21 protein-coding genes are annotated in these 18486 nt (G+C 66.8%); 11 read left to right on the top strand and 10 right to left on the bottom strand.

The annotated features are described in order from the left end of the window. Nucleotides 1-33: 33 nt before the first annotated feature. The 3 genes from AC1DKR_RS16705 to AC1DKR_RS16695 form a co-directional block, all read right to left on the bottom strand. A complete protein-coding gene (locus tag AC1DKR_RS16705; protein ID WP_478033768.1) occupies nt 34-849 on the bottom strand; it encodes a thiol:disulfide interchange protein DsbA/DsbL in 816 nt (271 codons plus the stop codon). A 106-nt stretch (nt 850-955) separates the two neighbouring features. Continuing rightward, nucleotides 956-1606, bottom strand: a complete 651-nt coding sequence (locus AC1DKR_RS16700; RefSeq protein WP_093818001.1) for a thiol:disulfide interchange protein DsbA/DsbL — start codon at nt 1604-1606, stop codon at nt 956-958. A 106-nt stretch (nt 1607-1712) separates the two neighbouring features. After that, nucleotides 1713-2510, bottom strand: coding sequence for a c-type cytochrome (locus tag AC1DKR_RS16695; RefSeq protein ID WP_025878663.1), 798 nt, complete (start codon nt 2508-2510; stop codon nt 1713-1715). A gap of 155 nt (nt 2511-2665) precedes the next feature. Between AC1DKR_RS16695 and yihA the strand changes: the two genes are divergently transcribed. Then, nucleotides 2666-3268 (top strand): ribosome biogenesis GTP-binding protein YihA/YsxC, encoded by a 603-nt coding sequence (gene yihA / locus AC1DKR_RS16690; protein WP_025878662.1) that lies wholly within the window; start codon nt 2666-2668, stop codon nt 3266-3268. A 69-nt stretch (nt 3269-3337) separates the two neighbouring features. Here yihA and AC1DKR_RS16685 read toward each other — a convergent pair whose 3' ends face one another. From AC1DKR_RS16685 to AC1DKR_RS16675, 3 genes are all read right to left on the bottom strand, one after another. Next, the gene (locus AC1DKR_RS16685; RefSeq protein WP_478033763.1) at nt 3338-4318 is read right to left on the bottom strand and encodes an MBL fold metallo-hydrolase; all 981 of its coding nucleotides are present in this window, start codon (nt 4316-4318) and stop codon (nt 3338-3340) included. A 683-nt stretch (nt 4319-5001) separates the two neighbouring features. Next, nucleotides 5002-5826, bottom strand: a complete 825-nt coding sequence (locus AC1DKR_RS16680; protein ID WP_134833077.1) for a helix-turn-helix transcriptional regulator — start codon at nt 5824-5826, stop codon at nt 5002-5004. Further along, nucleotides 5823-6527: a VIT1/CCC1 transporter family protein gene (locus AC1DKR_RS16675; RefSeq protein ID WP_033831997.1), complete on the bottom strand. Its 705-nt coding sequence runs from the start codon at nt 6525-6527 to the stop codon at nt 5823-5825. The genes AC1DKR_RS16680 and AC1DKR_RS16675 overlap by 4 nt, the downstream gene beginning before the upstream one ends. A gap of 152 nt (nt 6528-6679) precedes the next feature. Here AC1DKR_RS16675 and AC1DKR_RS16670 point away from each other — a divergent pair, with 152 nt between their 5' ends. Next, complete coding sequence (locus AC1DKR_RS16670) at nt 6680-8044, top strand: glutamate--cysteine ligase (RefSeq protein ID WP_478033759.1); 1365 nt, start codon at nt 6680-6682, stop codon at nt 8042-8044. A 118-nt stretch (nt 8045-8162) separates the two neighbouring features. Here AC1DKR_RS16670 and AC1DKR_RS16665 read toward each other — a convergent pair whose 3' ends face one another. Continuing rightward, nucleotides 8163-9221 carry an NAD(P)-dependent alcohol dehydrogenase gene (locus AC1DKR_RS16665; RefSeq protein WP_223496540.1) on the bottom strand — a complete coding sequence of 353 codons (1059 nt, stop codon included), beginning with the start codon at nt 9219-9221 and terminating at the stop codon, nt 8163-8165. A gap of 107 nt (nt 9222-9328) precedes the next feature. Between AC1DKR_RS16665 and AC1DKR_RS16660 the strand changes: the two genes are divergently transcribed. Then, on the top strand, nt 9329-10213 hold the full coding sequence (locus AC1DKR_RS16660) for a LysR family transcriptional regulator (RefSeq protein WP_089236845.1): 885 nt from the start codon (nt 9329-9331) through the stop codon (nt 10211-10213). Nucleotides 10214-10374: 161 nt separating this feature from the next. On the opposite strand, the gene AC1DKR_RS16655 is transcribed toward AC1DKR_RS16660, so the two are convergent. Next, on the bottom strand, nt 10375-11037 hold the full coding sequence (locus AC1DKR_RS16655; protein WP_478033751.1) for a TetR/AcrR family transcriptional regulator: 663 nt from the start codon (nt 11035-11037) through the stop codon (nt 10375-10377). A gap of 75 nt (nt 11038-11112) precedes the next feature. Here AC1DKR_RS16655 and AC1DKR_RS16650 point away from each other — a divergent pair, with 75 nt between their 5' ends. Continuing rightward, a complete protein-coding gene (locus tag AC1DKR_RS16650; RefSeq protein ID WP_312786409.1) occupies nt 11113-11808 on the top strand; it encodes a DAPG hydrolase family protein in 696 nt (231 codons plus the stop codon). A 9-nt stretch (nt 11809-11817) separates the two neighbouring features. On the opposite strand, the gene AC1DKR_RS16645 is transcribed toward AC1DKR_RS16650, so the two are convergent. Next, nucleotides 11818-12234 (bottom strand): VOC family protein, encoded by a 417-nt coding sequence (locus AC1DKR_RS16645; RefSeq protein ID WP_363731653.1) that lies wholly within the window; start codon nt 12232-12234, stop codon nt 11818-11820. A gap of 112 nt (nt 12235-12346) precedes the next feature. Here AC1DKR_RS16645 and AC1DKR_RS16640 point away from each other — a divergent pair, with 112 nt between their 5' ends. Both AC1DKR_RS16640 and AC1DKR_RS16635 read left to right on the top strand, forming a co-directional pair. Continuing rightward, nucleotides 12347-12904 (top strand): hypothetical protein, encoded by a 558-nt coding sequence (locus AC1DKR_RS16640; protein ID WP_108265918.1) that lies wholly within the window; start codon nt 12347-12349, stop codon nt 12902-12904. A gap of 49 nt (nt 12905-12953) precedes the next feature. Continuing rightward, the gene (locus AC1DKR_RS16635; RefSeq protein ID WP_394198331.1) at nt 12954-13508 is read left to right on the top strand and encodes a hypothetical protein; all 555 of its coding nucleotides are present in this window, start codon (nt 12954-12956) and stop codon (nt 13506-13508) included. A gap of 3 nt (nt 13509-13511) precedes the next feature. Here AC1DKR_RS16635 and AC1DKR_RS16630 read toward each other — a convergent pair whose 3' ends face one another. Beyond that, complete coding sequence (locus tag AC1DKR_RS16630; RefSeq protein ID WP_430766879.1) at nt 13512-14648, bottom strand: alkene reductase; 1137 nt, start codon at nt 14646-14648, stop codon at nt 13512-13514. A gap of 130 nt (nt 14649-14778) precedes the next feature. Here AC1DKR_RS16630 and AC1DKR_RS16625 point away from each other — a divergent pair, with 130 nt between their 5' ends. From AC1DKR_RS16625 to fghA, 5 genes are all read left to right on the top strand, one after another. Then, complete coding sequence (locus AC1DKR_RS16625) at nt 14779-15687, top strand: LysR family transcriptional regulator (RefSeq protein ID WP_230112676.1); 909 nt, start codon at nt 14779-14781, stop codon at nt 15685-15687. A gap of 56 nt (nt 15688-15743) precedes the next feature. Further along, nucleotides 15744-16019 (top strand): formaldehyde-responsive transcriptional repressor FrmR, encoded by a 276-nt coding sequence (frmR, locus tag AC1DKR_RS16620; RefSeq protein ID WP_005411009.1) that lies wholly within the window; start codon nt 15744-15746, stop codon nt 16017-16019. Nucleotides 16020-16082: 63 nt separating this feature from the next. Further along, entirely contained in the window at nt 16083-17192 is a 1110-nt protein-coding gene (locus AC1DKR_RS16615) for an S-(hydroxymethyl)glutathione dehydrogenase/class III alcohol dehydrogenase (protein WP_394198327.1), read from the top strand. 8 nt (nt 17193-17200) lie between these two features. Beyond that, nucleotides 17201-17560 carry a YqcC family protein gene (locus AC1DKR_RS16610; protein WP_478033739.1) on the top strand — a complete coding sequence of 120 codons (360 nt, stop codon included), beginning with the start codon at nt 17201-17203 and terminating at the stop codon, nt 17558-17560. Nucleotides 17561-17623: 63 nt separating this feature from the next. Continuing rightward, the gene (gene fghA / locus AC1DKR_RS16605; RefSeq protein WP_230112679.1) at nt 17624-18454 is read left to right on the top strand and encodes an S-formylglutathione hydrolase; all 831 of its coding nucleotides are present in this window, start codon (nt 17624-17626) and stop codon (nt 18452-18454) included. Nucleotides 18455-18486: the final 32 nt, after the last annotated feature.

Below are 18486 nucleotides of genomic sequence, written 5' to 3'. Positions count from 1 at the left end.
GGGGAAGTCACGGCCGGGAAAACGTCTCTTTGATCAGTGAGCCTGGGCCGCACCGCGTTCGCGGGCGATCAGGTGGTCGGCAATGCGCAGCATGTCCGGGAAGCTCTTGCCCTTCACCAGGTACTTGCCGTTGACGATGATCGACGGGGTGCCGCTGATCTGGCTGCGCTGGGCGAACTGCTTGGCCGAGTTGGTCTTGGCATTGACCGCGAAGCTGCCCATGGTGGCGGCGAACTGCTTCGGATCCACGCCGTAGGCACCATAGAACTTGGCGATGTCATCGACCGAATCGGCACCGCGCTCGCCCTTCAGGGTCTTCTGCGAGTGGATGGCCGAGTACAGCGCTTCGTGGGTCTTCTCCTGCACGCCCAGGGTCTGTGCGGCGTAGAAGGCACGGGCGTAGTTGTCCCAGGTGCCGCCGAACATGGCCGGCACGTAGACGAAGTTCACATCGCTCGGCAGGCCGGCCTTCCACGGGCTGACCAGCGGCTGGAACGCCGCGCAGGCCGGGCAGACGTAACCGAAGATCTCGACCACTTCGACCTTGCCGGCGGCCGGCTGGAACGGCTGGCCGTTCGGGATCAGCTGGTAGTCGGCGCCTTCCACCGGGGCCGGGCCGGTCAGCGCGGCGGTGGTCGGGGCCGGCGCGGCGCTGGCAGCGGTCTTGTCACCTTCGGCAACCGGGGCAGCGGCTTCGCTGCCTGCGGCCGGCGCTGCCGGTTCGGTGGTGGCCGGGGTCGCCGCCGGTTCTGCCGGGGCGGAGGTGTTGGCGGTGCCATCGTCGGCCTTGCAGGCCGCCAGGAGCGGCAGCAGCGCTGCGAGGGCGAGGGCGGCGAAACGGGTCTTCATGGAAACGTCTCCAGCATCTGGAAAGGTGGGGCCGGCGACAGGCGCCGGCCAGAGGGAAATGATGACATGCGGCGGCGACAGCGCCGTGTCGATGGTGTGTGTTGGTTCAGCGGCCGCGGGCGGCGCGGGCCTGGGCGATCAGCGCCGAGGCGATGCGCAGCTGGTCGTCGAAGCTCTTGCCACGGACCAGGTACTGGCCATTGATGATGATGGCCGGGGTGCCAGGCACCTGGGTGCGCTGGGCGAAGGCACGGGCGGCATCGACCTTCTTCTGTACCGCCTCACCGCGCAGGGCCTGCGTGTAGCGCTCCGGTGTCACACCGTAGGCCTTGTAGAAGCTGGCGAGCTCATCGGCCGAGACGTTCTGCATCGGCAGCGTGCCGTCATCGTGCAGGGCCTTGAACACAGCGGCGTGACTGCGCTTGGCCACGCCCACTTCGTCGGCGGCGTAGTAGGCCAGCGCCCAGGCATCCCAGGCACCGCCGAAGGCGGCCGGGACCGGGGTGAAGCGCACGTCGGCCGGCAGCTTGGCGGCCCAGGCGGCCAGCTGCGGTTCGAAATGGGCGCAGTGCGGGCAGGTGTAGCCGAACACCTCGACCACCTCGATCTTGCCGGCCAGCGGCTGGAACGGGCCAGGCTGGGCGATGCGCTCGTAGTCTTTGCCTTCGACCAGCGGGGCGTTGGCGGGGGTGGCGGCGCAGGCCGCCAACGGCAGCAGCACCAGCAGGGACAGCAGAAGGCGGGGAATCAACCTCATCGACACGCATCTCCGTTGAAAATGACAACGCCGGCGCAGCCGCCGGCGTGAAGGAAACATACCGCAGCGACGGGCCGTCGTGGCGACCGGCGCCGACCAGTGGCGGTCAGGGGGCGGCAGCCGGTCGCGTCGAAGCGCCCTCGGCGGCGAGATCGTCGGCCTTGTTGTGCAGGCCCTGCAGGTAGCTGGAAAGGGCCTGCACCTCCTGCTCGGTCAGCTTCTGCGCCACCGTGGCCATGATCTGGAAGTGCGCCTTGTCGGTCTCGTTGGTCTGCCCGGCCTGGTACTCCTGCAGGCGCCGGGCGACATAGCTGGCGTGCTGGCCACCGATGTGCGGGTAGGCCGGGCCGGGGTTGCCGGCGCCGCTGGGGCCGTGACAGGCCATGCAGGCCGGCAGCCCGCGCTGGGCGTCGCCGCCGCGGTAAAGCTGCTGGCCGATCTGGTAGAACTTCATGCCCTTGTACGGGCCCTCGGCCACCGGCGTGTCGTCGGCGATGCCGGCGTTGGCCTTCTGGGTAGCGAAGAACGCGCCGATATCGCGCATGTCCTGCGGGGTGAGGTTCTGCACGAAGGGCACCATCGCCACGGCGGCGCCGGAACTGCGCTGGCCATTGGCGATCAGGGCCATCTGCTGGGCGACGTAGCGCTCGCTCTGGCCGGCGATGCTGGGATACATCTCCACCGTGGAATTGCCATCGGCACCATGGCAGGCGGCACACGCGGTGGCCTTGGTCTGGCCGGCCTTGGCGTCGCCCCAGGTGGTCTTGCTGAAATCCACCTCGAGCGAGGCGGTCTTGATCGGGCCGTTGTCGGGCAGCGGGGTCAGCGTGGTCTGCGCAAAGGCAGCAGCGGCAACAACGGCAGTAGCAAGGGCGGATACGGCAAGAACGCGAGCGTGGCGCATGCTGAAGCTCCGTATGGACCGGCCGGGCGGCGGCGGCCGGCATCGCCCGGATTATCAACGCCGTTTCCTTGCACGGTCAACGCAGCAGTGCAGCATTTTCCGGCTGGAAGGCCCCGGGCCGGGCGCGCGGCGCCGCAACATGCGATCCTATGCGCATGTCATTGCTCATCGAACGCGCCCAATACCACCTCTCTGCCCACAACATGGGGCAGCTGCCGCCCGATGAAGGTTCTGAAGTGGCCTTTGCAGGTCGCTCCAACGCCGGCAAGTCCAGCGCGCTCAATGCGCTGACCCGCCAGAACAGCCTGGCCCGGGTCTCCAAGACGCCTGGCCGGACCCAGCAGCTGGTGTTCTTCCAGGTTACCCCGGACGCCCATCTGGTCGATCTGCCCGGTTACGGCTACGCCAAGGTGCCGTTGGACCTGCAGGCGCACTGGCAGGCCTTCATCGACCGCTACTTCCGCACCCGCGAGGCCTTGAAGGGCCTGGTGGTGGTGATGGATATCCGCCATCCGCTGAAGGACTACGACCGGCAGATGCTGGCCTATGCCGTGCAGCGTGGCCTGCCGGCGCATGCGCTGCTGACCAAGGCCGACAAGCTCAGCCGCAGCCAGCAGATGCAGACCCTGCAGAAGGTACGCAAGGAACTGCATTCGTCGTTCGGCGATACGGTGAGTGTGCAGGTGTTCTCCGGCTCGGCCCGTACCGGCGTGGATGAAGCCCGCGGCATCATCGGCGGCTGGCTGGGGCTGGAATAGGCCCCGCCGCCCGGCTCGCAGCCGGGCGTTGTCAGGTAGTGCCGGCCGCTGGCCGGCAACCTCGCTCACTCACTCCTTCGGCAACGGCGAGAACTCCGCCGGTACCCACGCATAGGCCTGGCCTTCGCTGCGCACGTGCCCCAGCCCGGGGAAGGGCAGGTGCGCGCCGGCAACCCACCAGCCCTTGGCGGTGGCTTCCTGCAACAGGCTGCGACGGCTGGCCGTAGCCGCCTTGCGATCCGAATCCGCCTCGAATGCCGCTTCCGGGTGTGCGAACTGCACTGCATGGAAATGCAGCACATCGCCCCACACCAGCAGTGACTGGCCCTGGCTGTCGAAACGGTAGGACACGTGCCCCGGCGTGTGGCCGTGGGTATCCATCGCCACCGCGTGCCCCGGCAGGGCGTCCCCAGGCTGGAAGGTGTGCAGGCGACCGGCGGCCTGGTACGGCGCGATCGCGTTGCGTGCCAGCGCGAAGGCAAAGCGCACGCCCTGCGCTGCCGTGGCTTCGCTGGCCGGGTCGAGCCAGTAGCGGGCATCGGCCTTGGACAGCCACACCGTCGCATTCGGATAGGCCGGCTTGCCCTGTGCATCGAGGATCCCGCACAGATGATCGGGATGGGCATGGGTCAGCAGCACCTCATCGATCTCGGCCGGGTCCACGCCTGCCGCACGCAGGTTGCCCAGCACCTGGCCCTGGTCAGGGCCAAAGCACTGCGCGGTGCCGGCATCGACCAGGGTCAGGTGCTTGCCCTGGCGCACCAGGAAGGCGTTGATCGCGGTCTGCAGGCCTTTCTTGTCTTCAGGCACGTAGCGGCCTTCGAGCAGGCGGCTGACCAGCGTTGGTGGCACGCCGACCACTTCCTGCCGGCCGAGCGCGACCACGCCGTCGAACAGGGCAGTGACCTGCAGCGCACCGATGCGCTGGTGTTGCACGCCCGGCACCTGCTGGGTGGTAGCGGGCGAGGTGGCCTCGGCCAGCGCAGCCAGCGGCAGGGAGGACAGGGCCAGCAGCAGGGCGGCGCGCAGCGGCAGGGGGCGCAGGGTCATGGCGGTTCTTCTCGATGAGTGATGGGCAGGCCCGGTGCGCACAGCGTGCCGCGTTACGCGTGCGTGCGGCGCTCAAACCACTGCGCGGAATGCTCAAGGGGGTTATCGGCAGGGCTGCGCCCTGCACCCGCAGAGGCAACGGCCGAAGCAACAGCAACGGCCGAAGCAACAGCAGAAGCGGGCTTTCTGTGGGGAGGCGGGGTGGGTCCGGTTGCGGGGGACGCTGCAAGTACGTCCCTGTAAGCTCGGTCGCGCCATCCATGGCGCTCACGCCCCCGCAACCGGACCCACCCCGCCTTCGACAGGTTTCTGCGATCTGTTGGGATGGCATGACCTGCTCTTGGTGGGTGTCGACCTTGGTCGACACGTAGATCCACGCTATGCGTGGATGCTCTTCGAATTCAATTCGGAATCATCGAAATGAATCGAATGGACGGGGAGGAAATCATCCACGCATGGCGTGGATCTACTGGCCACCGGGAAACTGTCGGGGGTGGGGCGGTGTGGGTGTGCAGGACCGTTGGCGCCATGGATGGCGCCATCGAGCCCCCATGGATGGGTTTACGGCGTGTCCTGCACACCCACACCGCCCCACCATCCCACGGAATGCCCGCTGTTGCGGTTGTGGTTGCCGTTGCTTGAAGAGCCTCTGCGGGTGCAGGGCGCAGCCCTGCCGAACAACCCTAGATGTCGGTAGGAGCGAGCCCGTACTGCTCGGCGAAGCGCTTGCTGAAACTCGCTGCGGAACGATATCCCGCGCGTGCTGCCACGGTCTTCAACGGCAGATCGGTGGTGTACAGCAGCTGCATGCCATGGGCCAGGCGCGCTTCGGTCAGCAGCTGGCGCAGGCTGGTGGCTTCGGCGGCCAACCGCCGCCGCAGGGTCGCACCGCTCAGCGCGAAGTGCGCCTCAACGTCGCGCGACTGCCAGTCGCGGGCCGGCTCGGCGGCGATACGGTCGCGGATCTGCTCGCCCAGCGTCGGTGCGTGCGGCAACAGCAGGTTGCCGTGGCCCTGCCGACACCACGCCAGCACCAGCGTGGCCAGCGCCAACCGCGCTTCGCTGTAGTGGCCGTCCTGCAACGACTGCCGCCAGCTGCGCAGTACCGTGGCGTGGTCGCCCAGCGCCTGCCGGGCCAGTGCCGCGCCGGCCGTTGGCAAGGCCTCGCTCCACAGCGTGCGCGCCGCCGCCAGGACTTCCGTGCACAGCGGCACGATCGCGCTGAGGTAGCGGCCGGTCTGCGGGTCCGGTGTGTTGACCACGTCGATGCGGCAACGCTGGGTGATCAGCAGGATGTCGCCGGGCACGAAGGTCAGCGACTGGTGGGCGGTACGTACCTGCTTGCGGCCTTCCAGCAGGATGGCGAACTGTGGCTGGGGAATCTCCACCGAACTGGCACCGTGCTCGCGGCGGGCGGTGATGCAGGCATAGCCTTCAGCGCGTTGGCAGCCGGCCAGGCTGGCCATCTCCGCCAGTAGTGCCATGGCGGTGGGGGGTATGCCGGTCATATGACGTGCGCGCCCAGCAGGCGACCGACCGCGGCCGCGGCGGCCATCGCCAGTGCACCCCAGAACATCACGCGCAGGGCGCCGCGCGTGGGTGATGCGCCGCCGGCGCGTGCCGCCATCGCGCCGGTCAGGCACAGGCCGGCCAGCGTGCTGACCGTGGTGGCCGTGGCGACGTTCTGTACCGGCGTCAGCAGTGCGGTCAGCACCGGCAGCGCGGCGCCACAGGTGAAGGCGGCAGCCGACGCCAATGCGGCCTGCAACGGCCGCGCGCGCAGTTCCTCGGTGATGCCCAGTTCGTCGCGCGCGTGGGCACCCAGCGCGTCGTGGGCGGTCAGCTGTTCGGCAACCTGGCGCGCCAACGCCGGCTCCAGCCCGCGATGGCGGTAGATCGCGGTCAACTCGTCCAGTTCGCTGTGCGGGTCTTCGTGCAGCTCGCGCTTCTCCATTGCCAGATCGGCATTTTCGGTATCGGCCTGGGTCTGTACCGACACATACTCGCCGGCGGCCATCGACATCGCGCCGGCCACGGTGCCGGCCACGCCGGTGGCCAGGATCGTGCTGGCCGAGGCGCCGCTGGCGGCCACGCCGACCACCAGGCCGGCGACCGAGACAATGCCATCGTTGGCGCCCAGTACGGCGGCCCGCAGCCAGCCGACGCGATCAGCACGGTGCAGCTCGGGATGTCGTGAATGGCGGCTCATGGCCCTGAGTGTACGAGGGTCAAGAGGGTGTCGGTAGGATGCTGAAACCCGTCACCGTCGCATGACGTAACGAGCCGCCACGCTATAGTGCGCCCTTGCGATGCAAGGCTCCCAGCCCCACATCCCCTGCCACCGTCCAGCGAGCCACCCCCTTGTCGAGCCCCAGCCACGTCGCCGATACGCCCATTACCGACCGCTCGCAACTGGTGGCGGAGATCGCCTCCGGCGAGAAGCCCCGTTCGCAGTGGCGCATCGGTACCGAGCACGAGAAGTTCGGGTTCCGCCTGGATGACCTGCGTCCGCCGACCTTCGATGGCGAGCGCGGCATCGAGGCCCTGCTCAACGGCCTGGTCCGCTTCGGCTGGACGCCGGTGCAGGAGAACGGCAACACCATCGCCCTGCTGCGTGATGGCGCCTCGGTGACCCTGGAGCCGGCGGGCCAGCTGGAGCTGTCCGGTGCGGCGCTGGAAACCATTCACCAGACCTGCGTGGAAACCGGCACCCACCTCAATGAAGTGGCGCAGGTGGCCGGCGAACTGCAGCTGGGTTTCCTCGGCATGGGCTTCCAGCCGAAGTGGACGCGCGATGAAATGCCGTGGATGCCCAAGGGCCGCTACAAGATCATGCGCTCGTACATGCCCAAGGTCGGTTCGCTCGGCCTGGACATGATGACCCGCACCTGCACCGTGCAGGTGAACCTGGATTACGCCAGCGAAGCGGACATGGTGAAGAAGTTCCGTGTGTCGTTGGCGCTGCAGCCGATCGCCACCGCACTGTTCGCCGACTCGCCGTTCACCGAAGGCAAGCCGAACGGCTACCTCAGCTACCGCTCGCACATCTGGACCGATACCGATGCCGACCGTACCGGCATGCTCGACTTCGTGTTCGAGGACGGCTTCGGTTACGAGCGCTATGTCGACTACCTGCTCGATGTGCCGATGTATTTCTCCTACCGCGATGGCATCTACCACGATGCCAGCGGGCAGAGCTTCCGCGACTTCATGCAGGGCAAGCTGCCGGTGCTGCCGGGCCAGCTGCCGACGCTGCGCGACTGGTCGGACCACACCACCACCGCGTTCCCGGAAGTGCGGCTGAAGAAGTACCTGGAAATGCGCGGTGCCGATGGTGGCCCGTGGAGCCGCCTGTGTGCGCTGCCGGCATTCTGGGTGGGCCTGCTGTACGACGACACCGCACTGGGTGCGGCGTGGGATCTGGTGCGCGACTTCAGCCTCGTTGAACGCCATGCGCTGCGTGATGGGGTGCCCAAGCATGCGATGAACCTGCCGTTCCGCAATGGCACCGTGCGCGACCTGGCGCGCGAAGCGGTGAAGATTTCCGTGGAAGGCCTGAAGCGCCGTGCGGCGCGCAATGCCGATGGCCAGGATGAAAGCAAGTTCCTGGACGTGTTGCAGGAAATCGTCGAGTCCGGCCTGACCCCGGCCGAGCGCAAGCTGGCGCTGTTCCATGGCCGTTGGCACGGCGACGTGGATCCGGTGTTCCGCGAGTTCGCTTACTGACCACTTTGCGGTAGTGCCGGCCGCTGGCCGGCAGATGTACGGGGTTGCCGGCCAGCGGCCGGCACTACCAAAAAACCCCGGCATTGCCGGGGTTTTTCGTTTTCACAACCGCCTTGGATCAGGCCGCGTTCTTGATCGTCGCCATGTCGATCACGAAGCGGTAGCGCACATCGTTCTTCGCCATGCGCTCCCAGGCTTCGTTGACGTTCTTGATGTCGATCATCTCTACGTCGCTGACGATGCCGTGCTCGGCGCAGAAGTCCATCATCTCCTGGGTTTCGGCCATGCCGCCGATCGCCGAGCCGGTCAGGTTTCTGCGACCGAAGATCACGCTGCCACCGGTCAACGGCGGGTCCAGTTCGGTCAGCACACCGACCAGGCACATGGTCGCTTCGCGCTTGAGCAGGCCCATGTACGGGTTGGTGTCATGGCCGACCGGGATGGTGTTGAGCAGGAAGTCGAAGCTGCCGGCATGCGCCTTCATCTGCTCGGCATCGCGCGAGACCAGCACTTCGTCAGCGCCCAGGCGCTTGGCATCGGCGCCCTTTTCCGGGGTGGTGGTGATCATCACCACGTGCGCGCCGAGCGCCTTGGCGAACTTCACGCCCATGTGGCCGAGGCCACCCAGACCGATCACGCCGACCTTCTGGCCCGGGCCGACCTTCCAGTGACGCAGCGGCGACCAGGTGGTGATGCCGGCGCACAGCAGCGGCGCGGCTGCCTTCAGGTCCAGCGTTTCGGAGACCTTGACCACGAAACGCTGCTCGACCACCACGTGGTCGGAATAGCCGCCGTAGGTCGGTGCGCCGCTTTCACGCTCGCGGCCGTTGTAGGTCCAGGTCGCACCTTCGGCGCAGTACTGCTCCAGGTCGTGCTGGCAGGCATCGCAATGGCGGCAGGAATCGACCATGCAGCCGACACCGGCGTGGTCGCCGACCTTGAAGCGGGTGACCTCGCTGCCGACTTCGGTGACCCGGCCGATGATCTCGTGGCCCGGCACCATCGGATAGATCGAGCCACCCCAGTCGTCGCGGGCCTGGTGCAGGTCGGAATGGCAGATGCCGCTGTACAGGATCTCGATGCGCACATCGTTCGGGCCAACCGCGCGGCGCTCGAATTCGAAGGGCACCAGCGGGTCGGTATGGGTGTGGGCGGCGTAACCACGGGCGAGGGACATGGGGAATCCTTGGCAGGGTTTGTCGAAAGGCGTTTTACAATACGCTCCGTACCTCAGGGTAAGAAGCGTATATATCGGCATGATTCATCAAGGCAGACTGCACAATCATGGCCACTGACAACCTGACCCACCTGGCCGCCTTCGCTGCGGTCGCCCGCCACCGCAGTTTCCGCCGCGCCGGTGCCGAACTGGCCCTGTCGACCTCGGCGGTGAGCTATGCGATCCGCGCGCTGGAGGAACGGCTGGGGGTGGGCCTGTTCCACCGTACCACCCGCAGCGTGGCCCTGACCGAGGCCGGGCAGCGCCTGCTGGAGCGCCTGCAGCCGGCGCTGGGGCAGGTGCATGACGCGCTGGAGGAAATGAACCACTTCCGCGCGGTGCCGGCCGGCCTGCTGCGGATCAATGCGACGCGGGCGGCGGTGGCGACCCAGTTGGGGCCGCGGCTGGCGCGGTTCCTGCACGCGCATCCGGACGTACGGGTGGAGCTGACCGAGAACGATGGCCTGGTCGATATCGTTGCCGAGGGTTACGACGCGGGCGTGCGCCTGCACGAGTTCGTGCCCGAAGACATGGTGGCGGTGCCGATGGGGCCGCCGCTGCGCGGCTTGATCGTCGGCTCGCCCGAGTACCTTCGGCGCCGGCCGGCACCGCAGCATCCGCGCGACCTGGCCGCGCATGAGTGCGTGCGCTTCCGCTTCGCCAGCGGCCATCTGTACAAGTGGCAGTTCGAGCGCGAGGGCCAGACACTGGAGATCGACGTACCGGGTCGGCTGACGTTGTGCGAGCAGGGCACCGTGGTTGGCGCGGTGCTCGATGGCATCGGCCTGGCCTATGTGCTGGAAGACACCGCGCGACCGTATCTGGACGACGGCCGACTGGTGGCGGTGCTGGAAGATTGGAGCGAGCCCTTCGCCGGGTTTGCGCTGTACTACCCGAAACAGCGGCAGATGCCCGGTGCGCTGCGTGCGTTCGTGGATATGTTGCGCGAATGAATCGCGGTGGATCGCATCCACGCGTGGCGTGGATCTACTGACCATCGCCGCACGCCCGTTTTGATCCACGCGCTGCATGGATGCCGTTGCACCCAGTAGATCCACGCCATGCGTGGATGCCGTTGCACAGTAGATCCACGCCATGCGTGGATGGCGCCAGGCTACGCAGCCCGCAGCATCGGCTCCATCAGGTGCAGGCAATCACGCAGGTGTGCATCCACCGATGCGTCTTCGGCAACCACACCAATGGCGCGTTCGCGCAGGGGTTCGGCCACGGCCATGGACAGCACCAGACGCGCCATCCGTTCTGGATCACCGGCGCGCAGCAGGCCACGCTGCTGCTGCCGCCGCAGCCAGTCCGCCAGCAGCGCACGGCCGCGACCGATGCCATTGTCCAGATAGGCCCGCAGCAGCGCTTCCTTGCCCGGGAAGTCGGTCGTCAACAGGCGGAACACCCGCACCGCCTGCGCTGACAATGCCTGCGCGCACACCGCCTGCAGTATGTCGTGCAGCAGCGGCAGCACGTCATCGGCGTGGCGGGCATCACGTTGCAGCTGCGGTGCGAAGCCATCGGTCCACTCGCGCACCGCCAGGCCTACCAGCTCATCACGGTTGCCGGCATGCCGGTACACCGTCTTCTTGGCCACGCCGGCATGCACGGCGACGGCTTCGATGGTGGTCGCTTCGTAGCCCTGCGCCAGCAGCAGATCCAGCGTCGCCTGCAGCACGGCATGGCGGACGTCGGCCTCTGGCCGTGCTGGACGCCCGCGGCGACGGGGTGGTGCGATCGGATCGGGAGGCGCAGTAGCGGTCATCGCGCACATTCTAGCGCATTTCGATAATTGCGAAACGAAGTGCGTTTCCGTATTGTCCGGACTTCACCTCCCCAAGGATTCACCATGGACACCGTCGCCAACGCTCACGCCTGGCTGGACCACCACGATCTGCTCCACCCCTCACCGATGCACCTGGAAACCGGCATCCAGCGCCGCGAAGACGGCACTCTGTTGGTGGCGGTGCGCACCGATCTGCATGGCTGCAAGGGCCGCATGCTGGACTGGTGGTTCACCTTCTTCGAGACCACCCAGCACATCCGCTGGTGGCACCCGATGGACCATGTCGAGCATCGTGGCTGGGACGCGGCCTGGCAGCGCGGGCGCAGCTACCATGGCGCGAGCATCCAGGCCGTCGAGTCGCTGGCCGACATCCCGCCGGTGGCAGCGCGCCTGAAGTTCCACGATCCGCGCACGTTGCTGACGTCTGAGCGTCTGCAGGCGGCGCAGGAGGCGGGCGATGTCTCGGCGGTGATTGCCGCGCGCATCGGTTTTGGTGAGCACGTTCGGCTGGATGCGCACGGTGATCCCTGCGACGGGCAGATGCTGCACGTCGCCCGCGATACGCCGTTCGGCTGCGTGCTGCGCAGCCGCTTCGTGCTGGGCCTGGACAGTGAAGATCCGCAGCGCGATGCCAACGATGCGATTGGCCTGGGCCTGCTCAAGCACTGTTATACCGAGTTCAGTTTCCTGTCGCGGCTGCTGCCGTCGCTGTACTACGGCGAGCGCGCCAATGGTGAGGCGGTGCCGTTACCGTGGTGAACTCGCGTGCTACGCCAGTAGGGCGTCATAGCCTGCATCGCTGAACTGGATCAGGCAGAAGCCATGGCCGAAGGGATCGGCCAGCACGGCGATCCTTCCCCAGCTGTGTTCGCGCACGGCCTGTTCAAGGATGGCGCCGGCCGCGATCGCGCGGGCAAGCGCAGCGTCGATGTCGGTGACTACCCAGTCCAGATGCACGGGCGTCCAATGACGCTCGTAGTCGCGTACATCGCCGTGCTCGGTCGCTGCGCTGCCGGCATCGCTTTGCAGCAGGTATAGCGGCGTGGGACCACCGAGCAGTTCCAGCGCGCCCGGGCCGAGTCGGCGGCCGAGCCGCAGGCTGAAGGCTTCGGTGTAGAACGCTTCGGCCGCTGCAAGATCGGGGACGTCGAGGTTGACGATGAAGGACATGGTGACGGAGTTCATGGGGACTTTCGTCATGTTGTTGGACGCGGATGTGACGTCTAGGATCGAACTGTAGTTCCAGACCGGGTGCCTCGTCGTTCCGACCGGTGGCCCCGTTGCCAGGGAGGATTCCATGCGGAACCTGGAAGTGGAAGCGCGAGTACGCAAGCTGGAGCAACGGGCAGGCCGATGGCGCTGGCTGCTGGTGGCAGCACCCGTGCTGATGATGTCGATCATGCTGGCCGGTCGTGGTTCTGCCCGGCCGGAGGCCGGCATTGCTGCGGAGATCCGCACCCATCGCCTGATCGTGCTTGACCACCAGGGCCGCAAGCGCGTGGAGATCGGTGAGGACGCGCCGGACCTGGACATCAAGCGCAATGCGCGGGTGGCGGGGCTGATCATCTTCGATGGCAATGAACAGGAACGCGGAGGCATGGTGACTGCCGACGATGGCAGTGCCACGGTTGCTCTCGATGCGCCGCGCGGCGTTGGCTATCGCGTGTCGGATCGGGCCGGGATGAAGGTGGGAGCGGACGGTTCGGCGTTCATCGGTGTCCTGTCCAACGCCGGTGGCTTTGCTGCCAGGCTGGTCGCGCAGGGGGCGGAAGGACAGCTGGAGCTGAACCGGGTGGCTTCTGCTGAAGGCGGAGCCTCCAACCGTGTGATCCACGTGGAAGCCGAGAGCAGGTGACGGACCCATCACAGAGCCAACCAGGGAGTGCAACATGCATGAGCAGGATATGACCGTACGCTTGGAACGACTGGAGCACAGGCTACGGCGCAGGAATCTGCTGGCAGTCTCGATGTTCGTACTGGGCGCATCGTTGGCTCTGGTCGGGACCAGTGTAGCCACGCCCGATGCCGGCGTGGTGCCGGAGATCCGTACCTACAAGCTGACCGTGCTCGACAGTGAAGGGCGCACGCGCGTGCAGATTGCCGAGGATGTGGATGATGTCGCGCGCAACTCGCGCGCAACGGGAATGACGATCTACGATGCGAAAGGCGATGAGCGCGGTGGCATCGGCACCATGGCCAATGGCAGCGCGGTGATGGCGCTGGATGCGCCCGTTGGCGTGGGTTACAAAGTGCGCGACCGGGCGGGTATGAGGGTCGCGGCCGATGGCACGGCCGTGATCACCACGCTGTCCAATGAAGGCAGCTTTGCTGCCAGCCTGGTTGCGCAGGGCAACCAGGGACGGCTTGAACTGAGTCGCAGAGATTCAGCCAAGGGGGAGATCACCACCCGCGTACTGACCCACGACTCGGACGCGACCAAGGTGGAGAAGGCTCCATGACGCTCAAGATGGCACGGCGTGCACCGCATCCACGCGTGGCTGTGCCAGCGGGTAGTCGAGGTAGCCCTCGGTGCCGCCGCCGTAATAGGTGCTGCGATCGGGCACGGCCAGCGGCACATCGCGCTGCAGACGCTCGACCAGATCCGGGTTGGCGATGAACGGCTGGCCAAACGCGGCCAGGTCGATGATGCCGTCCTCGACCAGGCGCAGAGCACGCTCACGGGTGAGGCCACCGGCGAGGATCACGGTGCCGCCGTAGCTCTGCTTGAAGGTCTTCAGGAACGCCTCGCCGATGACGGGCTCGCCGCGCAGGTAGTTGTCGTTCAGATGCACATACGCCAACCCGCGCTTGCCAAGCTCTTCGGCCAGATAAAGATAGCTGGCTTCGTTCTCGGCATAGGCCGGCATGTCGAAGGTCTGGCTGTTCGGCGCCAGGCGCACGCCGACACGATGCGCGCCGATGCGCGAAACCATCGCATCCACGGTGTCCAGGATCAGCCGTGCGCGGTTGCGCAGTGAACCGCCGTACAGATCCTGCCGATCATTGGTGATCGGGTTGAGGAACTGCTCGAACAGGTAGCCGTTGGCGGCATGCAGTTCGATGCCATCGAAGCCGGCGGCGATGGCATTTTCCGCGCCGCGAACGAAGTCGCTGACGATACCCGGCACTTCGTCGGTGCGCAGTGCGCGCGGCGGCGTCGGATCGGCATGACCACGGCTGCCGTCGTCCAGATACACGAACGAGGTGTTCTTCGGATCGCTCGCCACCGGCCGTGTGCCGGCGCTCACCGGCTGGCCGCCGTCGGGCTGCAGCGAGCTGTGTGACATACGGCCGACGTGCCACAGCTGGGCGAAGATCGCGCCCTGTGCAGCGTGTACGGCGTCGGTGACGAGCTTCCAGCCGGCGACCTGTTCGGCGGACCAGATGCCGGGCACGTCGATATAGCCCTGGCCCTGCGCCGACACCGGCGTGCCTTCGCTGATGATCAGGCCGGCGCTGGCGCGCTGCCGGTAGTACTGCGCGGTCAGTGCGTTGGCGACGGCGCCGGGGTTGCGGGCGCGGGTCATCGGCGCCATCGCGATGCGGTTGTGCAGGGGTAGTCCAGCCAGGTCGAAGGGGCGGAACAGGGTGGCGGTCATGTCAGTCATCTCGATACGGGGAGGGCGCCAACGGCGCGACAGCACCATGATGGAGTTGACATGCAGGCGCATAAAGACGGTAAATTTCCCGTCAAGCGGGACTATCTGTCCCCAATAAGCGAGTCCGCCGATGCTTCCCGTCGAATCCCTGAATGGCCTGGCGACCTTCGTCACCACGGCGCGCTCGGCCACCTTCACCGAGGCTGCCGATGCATTGGGCATCTCGCGCTCGGCGGTCGGCAAGGCCATCGCCCGGCTGGAAGCGCGGCTGGGGGTGCGCCTGTTTCATCGCACCACCCGGCGCATCGCGCTGACCACCGATGGCGAGGCGTACTACGCCTCGTGCGCGGCGGCGCTGGATGAAATCGCGGCAGCTGAAGCGTGCCTGGGTTCGGCTGCGCATCTGCCGAGCGGCCGCCTGCGCATCGACATGCCGTCCTCGTTCGGTCGGCTGGTGGTGCTGCCGGTGCTGCTGCGCATGTGCAATGAACACCCCGACCTGCAGTTGACGATGACCTTCACCGATCACTTCGTCGATCCGCTGGAGGAAGGCATCGACCTGCTGATCCGTTTCGGCGGCCTGCACCATGCCGAGCACCTGGTTGCACGCAAGTTGGCCAGCCAGCGGCTGGTGACCTGCGCGTCACCGGCCTACCTGCAGGCCTTTGGTGTGCCGCAGACGCTGGACGAGCTGCGCGACCATCGCAGCGTGGTCGGCTTCCGTCATGGCCAGTCGGTGGCGTGGCGGATCGGCAGCGAGGGCACCAACGGCAGCTTCATTCCCAGTGCCACCCATCAGCTCAATGATGGCGATGCCGTGATCGAGGGCGCCATCGCCGGGTTGGGAATCTGCCAGATGCCGATGTCACTGGTGCGTCATCATCTGGAGTCGGGTGCGTTGCAGTCGGTGATGGATCACTGCACGCAACACCATGTGGACATCCACGCGCTGTGGCCGCAGACCCGGCATCTGCGGCCGAAGGTGCGCTATGTGGTGGAGGAGCTGACCCGGTTGGCCGCAGACGGGGCCTTCGATTGAGCTCCGGATCGGCTTCTGTATACTATCCCCCAGTATAGTTCCGAGGCCGGCCTGCCATGCCGCACTCCCCCGAAGAAAAAAAGAAGGTTCTCGCCCGCGTGCGCCGCATCCGCGGCCAGTGCGATGCGCTGGACCGTGCGCTGGAAGCCGGCGCCGACTGCGGGCCGGTGCTGCAGCAGATCGCCGCCATCCGCGGGGCGGTCAACGGCCTGATGTCCGAAGTGATGGAAGCGCACCTGCGCGAGGAGTTTGGCCAGCCCGCCGCCTCCGATGAACAACGCGCAGAACGCGTGCGCGACATGAGCGCGTTGATCCGCTCGTACCTGAAATGAACGACGGCGCGACACAGCGCCGCGCATCCTGTTTTCCGCAAGCCATTTTTGGAGAGTGCCATCATGAAATCCCGTGCCGCCGTCGCCTTTGGTCCCGGCCAGCCGCTGCAGATCGTCGAGATCGACGTCGCCCCGCCGAAGGCCGGCGAAGTGCTGGTCAAGATCACCCACACCGGTGTCTGCCACACCGATGCGTTCACCCTGTCCGGCGATGATCCGGAAGGCCTGTTCCCGGTGGTGCTGGGCCATGAAGGCGCCGGCATCGTGGTGGAAGTGGGCGAGGGCGTGACCAGCGTCAAGCCGGGCGACCACGTGATTCCGCTGTACACCGCCGAGTGCGGCGAGTGCCTGTTCTGCAAGAGCGGCAAGACCAACCTGTGCGTGTCGGTGCGTGCCACCCAGGGCAAGGGCGTGATGCCCGACGGCACCAGCCGCTTCAGCTACAACGGCGAGCCGATCTACCACTACATGGGCTGCTCGACCTTCAGCGAATACACCGTCGTTGCCGAGGTGTCGCTGGCCAAGATCAACCCGGACGCGAACCCGGAGCACGTCTGCCTGCTCGGTTGCGGCGTCACCACCGGCATCGGCGCGGTGCACAACACCGCCAAGGTGCAGGAAGGCGACAGCGTGGCGGTGTTCGGGCTGGGCGGCATCGGCCTGGCGGTGATCCAGGGCGCGCGCCAGGCCAAGGCCGGGCGCATCATCGCAGTGGACACCAATCCGTCCAAGTTCGAGCTGGCCCGCGAATTCGGTGCCACCGACTGCATCAACCCGAAGGATCATGACAAGCCGATCCAACAGGTCATCGTTGAAATGACCACCTGGGGCGTGGACCACAGCTTCGAGTGCATCGGCAACGTCAACGTGATGCGTGCGGCGCTGGAATGCGCGCACCGCGGCTGGGGCCAGAGCGTGGTGATCGGCGTAGCGGGTTCGGGCCAGGAGATCTCCACCCGTCCGTTCCAGCTGGTCACCGGCCGCAAGTGGATGGGCACCGCGTTTGGTGGCGTGAAGGGCCGCAGCCAGCTGCCGGGCATGGTCGAAGACGCGATGAAGGGCGATATCGAGCTGGCCCCGTTCGTCACCCACACCATGGACCTGGACAAGATCAACGAAGCCTTCGACCTGATGCATGAAGGCAAGTCGATCCGTTCGGTCGTCCATTACTGAGGCGCGTCATGGGCTGGCTGGATGCCCTGCGCCGGCCACGTGCGGAAGACCCGCGCGCGGCCCTGGTCGCCCCGATCGAGCAGGGGCTGCGTGCGCTGGGCTGGGTAGTGGGCGAAGTGGGGCCACCGCGTGCGGTGACCTCGGCCTTCGGCAGCGACGATGGCATGCCATTCGAGCAGTGGCTGGGGCTGGTATTCCTGCCGCGTCTGCATGAGGCCCGGGCTGACGGCCAATGGCCGCCGCGCAGCGATGTGGCCGTGGCGGCCTATCGCAATCTTGATGGCCAGCCTGGCGTCGAACCGTTGCTGCGCCTGCTGGCGCAGCTGGATGAACTGATAAACAAAGGCATCCACGCCGTGCGTGGATAAGCCGACCAAGGTCGGCATCTACCAGAAGCACGCGTGCGCTGACGCACCGCGCAGGAGAACATCATGGAACGCATCGAACACCGCGCCTGTGCCGGCGGCTGGCAGGACGTCTATCGCCATCACTCCACCACGCTGGGCTGCGACATGCAGTTCGCCGTGTACCTGCCGCCGCAGGCCGCCAGCCAGAAGCTGCCGGTACTGTATTGGCTGAGCGGACTGACCTGCACCGAGCAGAATTTCATTACCAAGGCCGGTGCGCAGCGCTATGCGGCGGAGCACGGCGTGATCATCGTCGCCCCGGATACCAGTCCGCGCGGCGATGACGTGGCCGATGCCGAGGGCTATGACCTGGGCAAGGGCGCGGGCTTCTATCTCAACGCTACCCGTGCGCCGTGGGCGAAGCACTACCGCATGCATGACTACGTGGTGCAGGAACTGCCGGCGCTGATCGAGGCAAATTTCCCGGTGAACGACGCACGCGCGATCAGCGGCCATTCGATGGGGGGGCACGGTGCACTGGTGATCGCGCTGCGCAACCCGGGACGCTACCGCAGCGTGTCGGCGTTCTCGCCGATCGTTGCGCCCAGCCAGGTGCCGTGGGGACAGAAGGCGTTCACGGCCTACCTCGGTGACAACCCGGCCGACTGGGCGCAGTGGGACGCCACCGCGCTGATCGCCAACGCCAGCGAGCGACTGCCGCTGCTGGTCGACCAGGGTGAGGGGGATGAGTTCCTGCAGACCCAGCTGCAGCCTCAGCGCCTGCAGCAGGCCTGCCAAGCGGCCGGCCATCCGCTGAGCCTGCGCCTGCAGCCGGGCTACGACCACAGCTACTACTTCATCGCCAGCTTCATCGGCGAGCACATCGCCCACCACGCGCGCGCACTGAAGGCCTGACCCTGTAGCCGAGCCCACGCTCGGCTGCTCTG

This window comes from Stenotrophomonas sp. 01N47, assembly GCF_056399165.1.
The sequence above is the reverse complement of the archived record's forward strand: the minus strand, read 5'-3'. Positions and strand labels throughout refer to the sequence as shown.

Excerpts from the sequence above, each read along its gene's own strand:
- AC1DKR_RS16630 (WP_430766879.1), bottom strand. The coding sequence starts at position 14,648 with ATGACCGCCACCCTGTTCCGCCCCTTCGACCTGGCTGGACTACCCCTG.
- yihA (WP_025878662.1), top strand. The coding sequence starts at position 2,666 with ATGTCATTGCTCATCGAACGCGCCCAATACCACCTCTCTGCCCACAAC.
- AC1DKR_RS16655 (WP_478033751.1), bottom strand. The coding sequence starts at position 11,037 with ATGTGCGCGATGACCGCTACTGCGCCTCCCGATCCGATCGCACCACCC.
- AC1DKR_RS16615 (WP_394198327.1), top strand. The coding sequence starts at position 16,083 with ATGAAATCCCGTGCCGCCGTCGCCTTTGGTCCCGGCCAGCCGCTGCAG.
- fghA (WP_230112679.1), top strand. The coding sequence starts at position 17,624 with ATGGAACGCATCGAACACCGCGCCTGTGCCGGCGGCTGGCAGGACGTC.
- AC1DKR_RS16650 (WP_312786409.1), top strand. The coding sequence starts at position 11,113 with ATGGACACCGTCGCCAACGCTCACGCCTGGCTGGACCACCACGATCTG.
- AC1DKR_RS16640 (WP_108265918.1), top strand. The coding sequence starts at position 12,347 with ATGCGGAACCTGGAAGTGGAAGCGCGAGTACGCAAGCTGGAGCAACGG.
- AC1DKR_RS16645 (WP_363731653.1), bottom strand. The coding sequence starts at position 12,234 with ATGAACTCCGTCACCATGTCCTTCATCGTCAACCTCGACGTCCCCGAT.
- AC1DKR_RS16700 (WP_093818001.1), bottom strand. The coding sequence starts at position 1,606 with ATGAGGTTGATTCCCCGCCTTCTGCTGTCCCTGCTGGTGCTGCTGCCG.
- AC1DKR_RS16660 (WP_089236845.1), top strand. The coding sequence starts at position 9,329 with ATGGCCACTGACAACCTGACCCACCTGGCCGCCTTCGCTGCGGTCGCC.
- AC1DKR_RS16665 (WP_223496540.1), bottom strand. The coding sequence starts at position 9,221 with ATGTCCCTCGCCCGTGGTTACGCCGCCCACACCCATACCGACCCGCTG.
- frmR (WP_005411009.1), top strand. The coding sequence starts at position 15,744 with ATGCCGCACTCCCCCGAAGAAAAAAAGAAGGTTCTCGCCCGCGTGCGC.
- AC1DKR_RS16610 (WP_478033739.1), top strand. The coding sequence starts at position 17,201 with ATGGGCTGGCTGGATGCCCTGCGCCGGCCACGTGCGGAAGACCCGCGC.
- AC1DKR_RS16635 (WP_394198331.1), top strand. The coding sequence starts at position 12,954 with ATGACCGTACGCTTGGAACGACTGGAGCACAGGCTACGGCGCAGGAAT.
- AC1DKR_RS16695 (WP_025878663.1), bottom strand. The coding sequence starts at position 2,510 with ATGCGCCACGCTCGCGTTCTTGCCGTATCCGCCCTTGCTACTGCCGTT.
- AC1DKR_RS16675 (WP_033831997.1), bottom strand. The coding sequence starts at position 6,527 with ATGAGCCGCCATTCACGACATCCCGAGCTGCACCGTGCTGATCGCGTC.
- AC1DKR_RS16705 (WP_478033768.1), bottom strand. The coding sequence starts at position 849 with ATGAAGACCCGTTTCGCCGCCCTCGCCCTCGCAGCGCTGCTGCCGCTC.
- AC1DKR_RS16680 (WP_134833077.1), bottom strand. The coding sequence starts at position 5,826 with ATGACCGGCATACCCCCCACCGCCATGGCACTACTGGCGGAGATGGCC.
- AC1DKR_RS16685 (WP_478033763.1), bottom strand. The coding sequence starts at position 4,318 with ATGACCCTGCGCCCCCTGCCGCTGCGCGCCGCCCTGCTGCTGGCCCTG.
- AC1DKR_RS16625 (WP_230112676.1), top strand. The coding sequence starts at position 14,779 with ATGCTTCCCGTCGAATCCCTGAATGGCCTGGCGACCTTCGTCACCACG.